The following is a 9,906-nucleotide window of genomic DNA, read 5'->3' on the forward strand; positions in this document are numbered from 1 at the left end:
ATAAGCTTACAAGTTGATGGCTTCTCCGCCGGTAACACCATAAATCTGTGCTGTCACATAGCTAGCTTTATTGGAAGCTAAAAAGACATAGACGGGTGCCAGCTCAGCTGGTTGTCCTGCCCGCTCCAGTAATGCTTGCTGACCGAACTCAGGTAGTTGGTCTTGCGGTTGACCATGGTCTAATTGTAATGGTGTCCAGATTGGTCCTGGGGCTACCCCATTGACCCGAATCCCTTTTTCAGCAAATTGTTTCGCCAAGCTGACTGTAAAACTGGCGATCGCCGATTTGGTTGCCGCATAATCCATTAAATGGGCGCTTGGACTAAAGGCTTGGACAGAAGTCGTTGTCACGATCGCTCCCCCAGCCGGTAAGTGTGGCTCAGCTGCTTTCACTAATGCAAACATTGAGATAATGTTTACCATAAAGGTGTCTTTCACTTGTTCAATCGGTAATTCTGCAATCGATGGCCGCGTGATTTGCTGTGCTGCGTTCAATACTAATGTATCTAACCCACCTAATGCTGCTACCGCTTTGTCAACGATCTCTTGTGGTGCCGCTTCGTCTCGCAGGTCATAGGGTAGCAAGATCACTTTACGTCCGGCTTCTTTGATGTACCCCGCAACTTCTTCGGCATCTTCTTCTTCACCTGGGAAAAAGTGTAGAGCAATGTCTGCTCCTTCTCGGGCGAAGGCAATCGCTGCTGCTCGTCCGATCCCAGAATCCCCACCGGTAATTAGTACCCGCCGGTTTTCTAACTGCTGACTTCCCTCATAAGAGTCTTCGCCACAATCAGGTTTTGGTCGCATTTCTTCTTGTAAAGCAGGCGTATCTTGTTCCTGTTTGCTGTATTTACCCGTGTGATAAAGTTCCCGTGGATCAGTCAAAATAGGTTCACTCATTCTTACGTCCTCCTTTTCTCTATAATAAAATTCTAAACCATTCATTTTTTTTTGGGAAATATAACGCTTTGTTAACAAAAATAAACCCTCGTTTATTAGAAAATGAAAAAAGAAAGTGCCCTCATTTTTGACCAAAAGCAAATGATTTCCCTTTTTTATAGAAGGGCGTAAACTAATGAGTAGTAACTGGTGGTACCTGTAAAAGGGAACCCCTAAGAAAATGACCTTGGATCAACAAAAAGGAGGAAACAAACAATGCCTTGGAATGTCCGTGATTATCCTGCATCAATGAAGAATTTAGACCCCTTAGTTCGTAAAAAAGCGATCGATATCGCCAATGCCCTGCTAGCCGATGGTTATTCTGACGATCGGGCGATCCCCATCGCCACGAGTCAAGCAGAAAAATGGTATGACAATGCAGATGAAGAGGAGAAAAAAGCTTTTCAGAAAGAGAAAAATCCGCAAAAAGACGATGCTCATCAAACCAATAAGAATGCGAAAAACTTAATGGATGCGGATGTAGAAGTTGTGTATGAAGACGACCAATGGCAAGTCCGTTCCAAAGGGGCCAAACGTGCCAGTGATCATTTCGATAAGAAAGCAGACGCCATCGCCCGTGCCAAAGAAATCGCCGAAAACAAAGAATCCGTGGTGAACGTTTATAAGAAAGACGGCGACCATCAAAAGGATATTGATTTGAGAGAATAAAATTGGCTGCAAAAAAGCGGAAGGAGGCCTTACGTTTGTCGTTTTAACGGCGTGAAACGTTGCCTACTCTTTCGCTTTTTTGTTTCCTTTCACAGCTAGGTTTAGTGAAAACTAAAGCAACGGCTTCTTTAACGTTTCTCTTTAAAAGCAGCGGTTCGTTGTCAGAAACCTAAAAAACGAAGACCTTTTGAATGAACTATTACTTTTAAAATTTCTCGACATCCTAAAAAATAAGCCTATGAAATGCTGATTTAGCAACAACTGTAAACCATCCGTTACCCCTGTAAACTAGCTTGTGCTTTCTTTAACTAAATAAACCTTGTATACTTGAATTATCAAAAGTACAAGGAGTGGTGTTTGTGAAAAAATTATTTTTTGTGCCGTTTATTTTTATTTGTTTCCTCTTTGCTCTCCCAGCTGCCGCCCAGACAGTGGAAGAACCAGAACTCGTTTATGACCTAGCATCAGATAGTCCCTATGAGCAGCTGATCACGGTAGATGAAGAAGGCAATGAGGTGATTTTGACCATTGAAAAATTGCCGTCATTCCGAGCAAATCTGGCAGCGGGAACGTATCGTGTGTCAAAAACATCCGCCGGTAATTGGACCGCTAGTTATAATGTAACGGTCAATAGCCGCAATCAATTTACAGGCACTTCGAATTTAAGTTTAGTTGCTCACAGAGGAAGTATCACTTCTAGTTCATTAACTCACACGTCCACCAAAGCCACCTGTACGTTTAAGCAAAAAGCAGGTATAATCACTACCAATGGGAGTGTCGTAACCACGATCTCAAATGGGAAGCTAGTTGTTAAATAGCAGATAGGAGCATACATTGGCTTTAGCAGAACAATTAAAAAGCTGTCGCGAGTCTTCGGGATTGTCGCAAACAGCAGTCGCAGAAAAACTACAGATTTCACGCCAGTCGATTTCGAAATGGGAAAATGGGCGCGGCTATCCAGATATTGAGAATTTGATTTTGTTGAGCGATCTCTATCAAGTCTCGATTGATGAGCTTTTACGTGAGAACGAAGCCTTAAAAGAACGGATCGAAACCAACAATCAAGAAATCAACGACAAGAAAGAAAAATTGTCGTTACTCCAAAGAACGATGGCAGCAGATAAAGATGAAAGTCTGCTCTTGCTACTGTTAGCTGGAATCGGCTCATTTCTCTTTCCATTAGGTTTGATTTTAGATGGCTTTGTCTTATGGCGTAACAAAAAGGCCAATAATTTTTATGTATTGATCTATATCGTCTGTGCCTTCTCGATTTTCTTGAATTTGTACGATGGCTATGTCCATCTCAGCAACATCATGAATTGGGGAACCACTACGATTGAAAAAGTGGAATAATTCAATTGCTAACACAAAAAGCCCGCTGCGAATTGTTTTCGCAGCGGGCTTTTGACACTCTATTTACCATTTATAAATTGGTTTTTCAAAGAATATTAACCGTCTTTAAACCTTTGCAATCTTCCCTTGTTCGATATACACCATCAAAATACTAATATCAGCTGGGTTTACTCCGCTGATACGGCTCGCTTGGGCGATGGTTTCGGGTTGGATTTTTTGCAGTTTTTGTTTGGCTTCTGTTGCCAAGCCATTGATAGCGGCATAGTCGATGTTTTCAGGAATGCGTTTGGCTTCCATCCGTTTGAGTTTCTCCACTTTTTCAAGAGCTTTTTTGATATAGCCTTCGTATTTGATTTGGATTTCGACTTGTTCGATCTCTTTTGGCTTCAATGCTTCATTGGCTTCAATAAATTGCAGCATTTCCGCATACGTCACTTCAGGCCGACGCAAGAATTCATTTGCTAAAACGCCATCTTTCAAGGTGGCCGTCCCTTTGGCAGTCAAATACGCTTGTACTTCTGGCGTTGGTTTGATGCGGATTTTGGATAAACGTTTGATTTCTGCTTCAACAGCTTCTTTTTTCGCTACATATGCTTCGTATTGCGCTTCTGGTACAAGCCCAATTTGATGTCCCACTTCGGTCAAACGCAGATCGGCATTATCATGACGCAGCAATAAGCGGTATTCGGCACGAGAGGTCAATAAACGGTATGGTTCATTGGTTCCTTTAGTCACCAAATCATCGATCATTACACCGATATAACCGTCGCTGCGTTTCATAATGAAGGGTTCTTTGCCTTGAATTTTCAAAGCGGCATTAATGCCGGCAATCAAGCCTTGACCGGCCGCTTCTTCATAGCCGCTGGTTCCGTTGGTTTGTCCTGCCGTAAAGAGGTTTTCGATGACTTTGGTTTCTAATGTTGGACGCAATTGATGAGGTACCACGACATCATATTCAATGGCGTAGCCCGTCCGCATCATTTCTGCTTTTTCTAAACCTGCAATGGAATGCAGCATTTGGACTTGGACGTCTTCTGGCATAGAAGTAGAAAGCCCTTGAACATATACTTCTTCAGTGTTCAACCCTTCTGGCTCCAAGAATAGTTGGTGACGAGATTTGTCTGCAAAACGCACGATTTTGTCTTCGATGGATGGGCAATAACGGGCACCTACTCCTTCGACGATCCCTGTAAACATCGGCGCCCGGTGTAAATTCTGGTTGATGATTTGGTGGGTCCCTTCGTTCGTATAGGTCAACCAGCAAGGTTCTTGGTTTTGATTGTAGGCTTCATCGGGTGTGCTATAACTAAAGTGATTCGGTTGTTCATCGCCAGGCTGGATCTCCGTTACCTCATAGTTGATGGTGCTGGATTTCACCCGCGGTGGTGTACCCGTTTTAAAACGAGCGATCTCTAGGCCAAGCTCTTTCAAATGATCGGCTAGTCCAATCGATGGCTGGGAGTTGTTTGGTCCAGAAGAATACTTCAACTCTCCAATGATGATCTCTCCTCGCAACGCTGTTCCCGCAGTGATCACTACAGCTTGGGCTTGATAACGAGCGCCTGTAGAGGTCACGACGCCACGGCATTCGCCTTCTTCAACGATCAGCTTTTCAACGATTCCTTGGCGCAGTGTCAGATTGGTTTCTTTTTCGATCGTTCGTTTCATTTCAGCCGCATAGGCATGTTTATCGGCTTGCGCCCGCAAGGCCCGCACAGCGGGACCTTTTCCTGTATTGAGCATCCGCATTTGGATGTAGGTTTTGTCGATATTTTTGCCCATTTCTCCGCCTAAAGCATCGATTTCGCGCACCACGACGCCTTTTGCTGGTCCGCCGACGGAGGGATTGCAAGGCATGAACGCGACCATGTCTAAGTTGATGGTCAGCAAGAGGGTTTTTGCCCCCATGCGGCTAGCTGCCAAGGCCGCTTCTGATCCGGCATGGCCGGCCCCAACAACGATCACGTCATAACTTTCTGCTTGATATTCTTGCATGGTGTTCTCCTTTTTACGCCAGTGGCGCATTCTTTATTTTCCTAAACAAAACTGACTAAATAATTGGGTGATCAACTCATCTTGGACACTATCGCCGACAACTTCTCCTAGATAGTCCCAGCAGCGTGTCATATCGATTTGAACCAAGTCAACAGGCATTCCTGCTTCAATCCCTTGGATGACCTCAGACAACGACTGAACGGCATTTTCTAATAAGGCAATGTGGCGGGTGTTAGAAAGATAGGAAGCATCCTTATCAGTGGTCTTGCCCCCAAAGAATAGATCGGCAATGGCTTGTTCCAGTTGATCCAAGCCTTCACTCGTTAACACAGAGACAGAAAAAATCGGTTCATCTGCTGCGTACTGCACTAATTCAGCGGGCGCTAGTTTTGGCTCAAGGTCGGTCTTATTCAATAAGATGATCCGACGGCTGCCAGCAGTTAGCTCCAGCAATTGTTTGTCTTCCTGGGTCAATCCTTCGCTTTGGTTGAGAACCAGCAAAATCAACTCCGCTTCTGCCAGTGCTTTGCGGCTGCGTTCGACCCCGATTTTCTCAACGACATCTTCTGTTTCGCGGATACCAGCCGTATCAATCAGTTTCAACGGTACCCCGCGAACATTGACATACTCTTCAATGACATCTCGAGTCGTACCAGCAATGTCTGTCACGATGGCTTTTTCTTCCCTTAATAAATGGTTCAATAAGCTGGATTTACCGACATTCGGCCGACCGATGATCGCAGTACTCAGGCCTTCTCGCAAAATTTTTCCTTGCTGGGCAGTTGCTAATAAGGCTTGGATCTGCCCTTTGACCATCGTGGCTTTTTCTAGCAATAAGCGGGTCGTCAATTCTTCCACATCATCGTATTCAGGGTAATCGATATTCACTTCAACTTGCGCCAGCGTCTCTAAAATCTCTTGGCGTAAGGTCCGAATCAAGTGGGAAAGATTGCCATCCAACTGATTGACAGCGAGATTCATCGCTTTATCGGTCTTGGCACGAATCAGATCCATCACCGCCTCGGCTTGAGAAAGGTCGACACGTCCATTCAAAAAGGCCCGCTTCGTGAATTCCCCCGGCTCAGCCAGCCGTGCCCCTTGGCGTAAAACCAGCTGCAAGAGTTGATTGACGACCACGATCCCGCCATGACAGTTGATCTCAACGACATCTTCTCGGGTAAAGGTCCGTGGCTTTTTCATCACTGAAAGCATCACTTCATCCATCAAACGACTTTCCTCTGGATCCACGATATGACCATAATGGATCGTATGACTTGGGACTTGGGCGAGGGTTTTAGTGCCTGATTGAAAAATCCGATCCGCAATTGCGATCGCTTCTTCCCCGCTTAATCGCACAATACTGATGGCCCCTTCGCCGGGCGGGGTGGAAATTGCGGCAATCGTATCAAATTCTTGCGTAATATTCGCCATGTTGCATACTCCTCCTATTTTTTCACATAAAAAAAGTGCCCACTCCACCCGTCAAATTGATTGAAAATCAATAAAAACGAGTAGACTTAGCACTTTGACTGCTTGTCAATTAAATTCTGGAAATAGATTAGCACATTTTTGCGTGAGTCGCAAGCTTCCTTCAAAAACTTTTAAATTTTGCATCTGTCCGCAAAAACCTTTAAAATAAAAGCAAAGAATAAGAAAAGAGTGATCTATTATGGAAACCATCAAATCATCAAACAGTGCTGCCCGCATTAAGGAAATCATTTTATCGACAGGAAACGTGAATCGGCCTTATGTCGTGCGGGATATCGTCTTTGCGGCAGACAAAATCGAAGTAGATCTATTTGATACATCTGTGAACTTGAACGACCTTTTGGCAGATGTGACTTATCGCTTAAAAGAAACCGCCCACAGCTATGGCGCGAACGCGGTGATCAACTGTCATTTCGAACACGATCGCATCGTCGAAGGCGACAAAACCTATCTTGAGATCTTTGCCTATGGTACGGTGGTTCAATTTACTCAATCAACCATCGGCGGCTAATTCCCTCTATCATCAAAAAAAATACAAAAAAGAGTCCGCGGCATACGGACTCTTTTTTGATACCAAAGGCTGACCTACGTAACGTATGTTGACTTTGATAAGAATGATTTCTAGTCAAGGATACTTGGTTTTAAATTTGTTGTCAATCGCTTTTTCCCATCAAAAAAGGGAAAGGCTTGTCAGAGCGCCTTTCCCTTTTTTCATTAAATTCGTTTGTCCGCAGGTTCCACTACTAAGTAGCGATACGGTTCATCCCCTTCAGAATGAGTTTGAACATACGCATCTTTACTCAATACGGAATGAATCTGCTTTCTTTCAAACGCCGGCATCGGCTCTAAAAAGACCGGGCGACCAGTTCGTTTGACTTTTTCAGCAGTACGACTGGCCAAACGTTCTAAGATCGCTTGACGTTTTTCACGGTAATCCCCGACATTCACAACGATCGATAATTTGTTTTTCGCGATGCGATGAATGTAAACTTGCGCCAAATATTGCAATGCATTCAAGGTTTTGCCGTGCTTCCCAATTAAAATGCCTTGTTTTTGCGTTTCTAAATGAAAGACGATCACGCCGTCTTGACGAGCGGTTTTTACTAAGGCAGGTGCATTCAATGCTTTTGAAATATTTGTCAGATAGAGTCCCAACTGAGCCAGTGCTTCCTCATCGGAAAGATCCGTCAGCAAAACAGGTTCGCTCGCGGCCGCCTCCATCACACTGCTTGCATCCTCTGTCGTCACAGGATTTGGTTCTACCAGCGGTTTTGCTGGTACTTCTTCAACGGGTGCCGGTTCTTCAACGATTCTTTTTTCAATGGAGACCCGTGCTTGTTTTTTTCCTAGCCCCAAGAAGCCTTTTTTTCCTTCATCCAGGACTTCGATTACTGCTTGATCTTTGGTGATACCAAGGACTTGCAATCCCTCTTGAATTGCTTCAGCTACTGTCAGATTTTCATAAATCGGCATTGCAGTGCAACCTCCTCTTATTTTTTCCGTTTCTTTTTAGGACTCATTGCTTTTTTCAGCGCACGTTCACGCTCGCGTTCTTTGCGGGCGGCTTCTTCTCTTTCTTGGCGAATCTTGAATGGGTTATTTAGAATCAACGTTTGCACAACTTGGAATGCATTGGAAACGACCCAGTACAAGGAAAGTCCGCTGGCAATGTTGATCCCCATCAGCAAGATCATCATCGGCATAGCGAAATTCATAATTTTCAGACTCGCATTTGATTCCACTTGGCTCATACTTGATAAGTAGGTACTTGCAAAAGTAAAGAGCGCCGCTAAAATCGGCAAGATGAAGTATGGGTCACGATCCCCCAGCTGCAGCCACAAGAATTTTCCTTCTTGCAAAGCAGGAACCCGTGAGATCGATTGCCACAAGGCCATCAAAATCGGCATTTGTACCAATAATGGTAGACAGCCGGCATAGGGATTGACATTGTTTTCCGCATACAAACGTTGTGTTTCTTCTTTTAACTTGCTTTGTGTTTCTGTATCTTTTGAGGCATATTGCTGCTGCAGCGCTTTTAGCTTCGGTTGTAATTCTTGCGTTTTGCGCATGCTTTTGGTTTGAAAGTGCATCAACGGCATCAAAATGACCCGAATGATCAATGTAAAGAGGATGATCCCGATCCCGGCATTGCCGAAGGAGAGGGCTTTGATCGCCTCTGCAAAATAATAAACGATGTAACGATCCCACAGACCAGTACTTTGTGCATTTACTTCACCTGTTGCACCGCAGGCAGATAAGACAACTACTAATGAGAGAACTCCCAAAAATAGTAAGACGCGTTTCCCTTTTTTCACGTAACTAATTCCTTTCCATTAATGAATAATTTTGGCAAGCTTTAAAACATGCTCTAAATTCGAGTAGATTTCCTTTGAGGAACAAGTGGCGATACTTGGACGAGCGATCACGATGAAATCGACCGCTGGTTCGATCCGCGGCTTCATTTCCGTTAAACTTGCACGGATCTTGCGCTTGATCTCATTTCGCTTCACTGCATTACCGACTTTTTTCCCTACAGATAAACCAACTCGAAAATGTGATTGCTCTTTAGGTAAGACATACACCACGAATTTCCGATTTGCAAAAGAATTTCCTGCCTGAAAAACTTTTTGAAAATCTTGCTCTGTTTTTACTCGATAGGATTTTCTCATCTTCGGTTCCTTCACTTCTTTCAATTAAGCTTCGCGAAACGGATTGAATCCGTAACCACTCACCTGTCAATAATACCATATTTGCCAAAAGTCAGACACTATATTCCGCAAAAACGGCATAAAAAAAAACCACTGGCATTCAGTGGCTTACGCAGAAATAACCTTTCTGCCTTTACGACGACGGCTAGCTAAAACACGACGTCCATTTTTTGTACTCATACGTTTACGGAATCCGTGAACTTTTTGACGTTTACGTTTATTTGGTTGATACGTTCTTTTCATTTATTTCCACCTCCATCAGGATAATGCTTATGCGCACAGACATACTTTGATAGTATAACGAGTCAAGTACTAGTTTGTCAATAAGAAGTTTGCTCAAAATCGGGCATTCTTTATCCACAATCCCTTTGATTTGTGTGGGTTTGCTGTTTATAGCCAATTTTTGTGGATAACTTTTTCCCCAGAGTTATTTTGGCTTTTTCCACAAACAAACAGCCTGTAGAAAAGTTTTCCACAATCGTTTTCCAAGCTGTTGATAACTGCCCTAAAACCTAGTATTGTCAAGGCGTGATCTTCACATTGATCTGTGGATAAAGGAGATTTTTTTACAGTTATTCACATTCTTTTTCTGCCTGTGGATAGTCGAATTTCGAATATGTGCATTTCCTTTTTTCATTTATCCCGTTTTGTGGAAAAGTATTTTTTTCTAACCTTTTTTATCGTAATCTGTGGAAAACTTTTTCAATCCGTGCTATTTTAGTTATATCTATTCTTAGTTATAGGAGGACAATTT

General features: G+C 43.5%; 11 protein-coding genes. 4 read left to right on the forward strand and 7 right to left on the reverse strand.

The genetic code is table 11. The features are described from left to right. Positions 1-6: 6 nt before the first annotated feature. On the reverse strand, positions 7-900 hold the full coding sequence (locus IGI84_RS15880) for an SDR family oxidoreductase (protein ID WP_142965176.1): 894 nt from the start codon (positions 898-900) through the stop codon (positions 7-9). A gap of 255 nt (positions 901-1,155) precedes the next feature. Between IGI84_RS15880 and IGI84_RS15885 the strand changes: the two genes are divergently transcribed. The 3 genes from IGI84_RS15885 (at position 1,156) to IGI84_RS15895 (ending at position 2,961) form a co-directional block, all read left to right on the forward strand. Then, positions 1,156-1,608, forward strand: coding sequence for a DUF2188 domain-containing protein (locus tag IGI84_RS15885; protein ID WP_081117588.1), 453 nt, complete (start codon positions 1,156-1,158; stop codon positions 1,606-1,608). Between the two features lie 350 nt (positions 1,609-1,958). Further along, on the forward strand, positions 1,959-2,426 hold the full coding sequence (locus tag IGI84_RS15890) for a DUF5626 family protein (RefSeq protein WP_081117589.1): 468 nt from the start codon (positions 1,959-1,961) through the stop codon (positions 2,424-2,426). A gap of 16 nt (positions 2,427-2,442) precedes the next feature. Further along, positions 2,443-2,961 (forward strand): helix-turn-helix domain-containing protein, encoded by a 519-nt coding sequence (locus tag IGI84_RS15895; RefSeq protein ID WP_005226263.1) that lies wholly within the window; start codon positions 2,443-2,445, stop codon positions 2,959-2,961. A 105-nt stretch (positions 2,962-3,066) separates the two neighbouring features. Here IGI84_RS15895 and mnmG read toward each other — a convergent pair whose 3' ends face one another. Together mnmG and mnmE are read right to left on the reverse strand one after the other, a co-directional pair. Continuing rightward, positions 3,067-4,956, reverse strand: coding sequence for a tRNA uridine-5-carboxymethylaminomethyl(34) synthesis enzyme MnmG (mnmG, locus tag IGI84_RS15900; RefSeq protein WP_368256866.1), 1,890 nt, complete (start codon positions 4,954-4,956; stop codon positions 3,067-3,069). Between the two features lie 33 nt (positions 4,957-4,989). Continuing rightward, entirely contained in the window at positions 4,990-6,387 is a 1,398-nt protein-coding gene (gene mnmE / locus IGI84_RS15905; RefSeq protein ID WP_430600561.1) for a tRNA uridine-5-carboxymethylaminomethyl(34) synthesis GTPase MnmE, read from the reverse strand. Between the two features lie 238 nt (positions 6,388-6,625). Between mnmE and IGI84_RS15910 the strand changes: the two genes are divergently transcribed. Next, the gene (locus tag IGI84_RS15910) at positions 6,626-6,955 is read left to right on the forward strand and encodes a heavy metal-binding domain-containing protein (RefSeq protein ID WP_005226284.1); all 330 of its coding nucleotides are present in this window, start codon (positions 6,626-6,628) and stop codon (positions 6,953-6,955) included. A gap of 203 nt (positions 6,956-7,158) precedes the next feature. Here IGI84_RS15910 and jag read toward each other — a convergent pair whose 3' ends face one another. From jag to rpmH, 4 genes are all read right to left on the reverse strand, one after another. Further along, entirely contained in the window at positions 7,159-7,917 is a 759-nt protein-coding gene (gene jag, locus IGI84_RS15915) for an RNA-binding cell elongation regulator Jag/EloR (protein ID WP_081117592.1), read from the reverse strand. A gap of 17 nt (positions 7,918-7,934) precedes the next feature. Then, on the reverse strand, positions 7,935-8,759 hold the full coding sequence (locus tag IGI84_RS15920) for a YidC/Oxa1 family membrane protein insertase (RefSeq protein ID WP_077453252.1): 825 nt from the start codon (positions 8,757-8,759) through the stop codon (positions 7,935-7,937). Between the two features lie 18 nt (positions 8,760-8,777). Further along, the gene (rnpA, locus tag IGI84_RS15925; protein WP_015510644.1) at positions 8,778-9,113 is read right to left on the reverse strand and encodes a ribonuclease P protein component; all 336 of its coding nucleotides are present in this window, start codon (positions 9,111-9,113) and stop codon (positions 8,778-8,780) included. A gap of 147 nt (positions 9,114-9,260) precedes the next feature. Then, entirely contained in the window at positions 9,261-9,395 is a 135-nt protein-coding gene (rpmH, locus tag IGI84_RS15930; RefSeq protein ID WP_002356012.1) for a 50S ribosomal protein L34, read from the reverse strand. Between the last annotated feature and the right edge of the window lie 511 nt (positions 9,396-9,906).

Source organism: Enterococcus sp. DIV0008 (genome assembly GCF_050542615.1).
GTDB classification, from domain to species: domain Bacteria; phylum Bacillota; class Bacilli; order Lactobacillales; family Enterococcaceae; genus Enterococcus_D; species Enterococcus_D innesii.